Source organism: Streptomyces sp. KLMMK, from assembly GCF_036961605.1.
Taxonomy (GTDB): domain Bacteria; phylum Actinomycetota; class Actinomycetes; order Streptomycetales; family Streptomycetaceae; genus Streptomyces; species Streptomyces telluris.
Genome location: NZ_JBAMDC010000683.1, coordinates 1 through 1887, shown reverse-complemented (window position 1 = coordinate 1887; position 1887 = coordinate 1). Strand labels below are relative to the sequence as shown.

Genomic DNA, 1887 nt, shown 5'->3' with positions numbered 1-1887 from the left:
CCCGCACCCCGCGCACTCGCCCGGCAGCACCAGGCCCGCGATCTCCTGCCACCACCCGCGCACAGATCCACTGTCCCGCCGGCCGCGGCGCCCCGCCACCCCTGTGGAAAACCCTGCGCCGCGCCACCGGCACGCGGCGGCTATCCCGGGTAGACCGGCGCGGAGCCCTCCTTGGTCACCAGCTTCCAGTTGCTGTCCGGCAGCAGGCGTACGATCCCGCCGTCCCGCTCGGCCACCAGCGCCGGCGCCTTCGCCGTGCTCTCCGAGGCCGCTACGCCCCGCACTCCCGTGATACCGGGCAGCGCGGAGGTGTTCGACAGCGAGCCGTCCGTGTCGATGTACTGCAGCTGCTGCAGCCCGCCCTGCTCGTTCCCCGCGACCAGCAGCCGGCTGCCGCCGGCCCACGACACCGCGTCGACCTGCTCCAACCGCGGCGCCACCGAGCGCAGTTCCTGCACGGACAAGGTCAGCCGGCCCGCGCCCGCGTGCCGTTCGACCCGCCCCAGCTTCAGGCTCGTACGGTCGTCCTTGGTCACCAGCAGCGCGATCCGCACGCCATCGGCCGCCACCCGCAGCCCGGTGATGCGCCCGTCGAGCCGGGGCACCTGGACCTCCTCCGGGCTGCCCGTGCCGCCCGGCAGCCGCAGCAGCCGCGGCCGCTCCGGGTCCTGGTCGGCCACCCACAGGTCGCCGAGCCCGTCCCAGCTCGGGGCGGTCAGCCCGGCCTTCGCCCCGCCGCGCGCGGTCACCCGGGGCTCACCCAGCGCCGATCCGGTCTCCAGGCGGGTGACGTACAGCGCCTGGCCGTTGGCGGCCACGCCCGCGGCGTGGTGCTCGCTGCGGTCCACGCCCACCGACCGCAGCTGCACGGCCCCGTCGGCCCCGAAGGGCCCCGGCACCCGCCGCGCCTCCTCGTCGCCGTCGGCCAGGCTCACCATCCGGTGCTGCGCGTCCACGAAGTACTGCTGGTCGGCGCCGCGGCCGGCGGCCTGGTCGGGCGCGTACTTGCGCGCTTCCTCCCGTCCCAGCGAGCACAGCTGCGAGCCGTTGTCCCGCTGCAGCACCACCTGGCCGACCTTCGCCGACTGGTCCTGGACGGTGTACAGGAGCTGTGCGGCCATGCGCAGGCACTGTGCCTGGTTGGTGCCCGCGGCCTTCCCGTTGAGCCGGATCCTGAGGGCGTTGGAGTCGTCCACGGAGAGCCGCCGGTCCACGACCTTGGTGCCCGTCGGGAACGCCGTCGCGGCCACCGGGTCCAGCCAGTTGGTCGGCCCGTCCAGCAGGGCGTTGACCGTGGACGTCACGGGGTCTATGCGCTTGCGCAGATAGACGGGGTCGGCGACGAGCACGTCCCGGCCCTTGCCGGAGCCGGACGTGCCCAGCTCCGCGAAGTAGTACTTGTTGACGGACCGGTAGATCCGCTGGAAGTCGGCGAGGCCGAGCACCAGCCCGGGCGGCAGCCTGTCGATGCGCCACTCGCCGCCCTCGCGCGCGACGTGGATCCGCTCCTTGTACGCGCCCTCTTCCGGCTTGTAAGCGTGCTTGGCGTCGATCCTGGCGACCTGCTTGCCGATCAAAGTGATCGTGTAGTCGCGGTCCCGGTCGCCGGAGTGCTCCACCTGCACCTGCGGCGGCTCCGCCAGCACGATCGTGCCCCACGACGGGTCCCACCGCCGCTGCTCGCCCTTGGCCAGGTACATGCGGGCCGTGCCGTAGTCCGGATCGTCGCTGGTGGTGGCCTCCAGGAAGCCCGTCACCAGCTCCTGAGGCCGCTCGCCCTTGTGCGGCGGCACGCCGTAGACACGCACCTGCGAGTCCGCGTCGGCGCGCTGCGACGAGTCGACCGCCGTCACCTCGCCGCTGTCGGGCATCGAGGCGCACCCTGCC

General features: G+C 73.6%; 1 protein-coding gene. It reads right to left on the bottom strand.

Going from position 1 to position 1887, the window contains the following annotated elements; translation table 11 throughout:
- Positions 1–140 precede the first annotated feature (140 nt).
- On the bottom strand, positions 141–1887 hold a 1747-nt coding region (locus V7793_RS37090), incomplete at its 5' end, for an LpqB family beta-propeller domain-containing protein (RefSeq protein WP_336014086.1).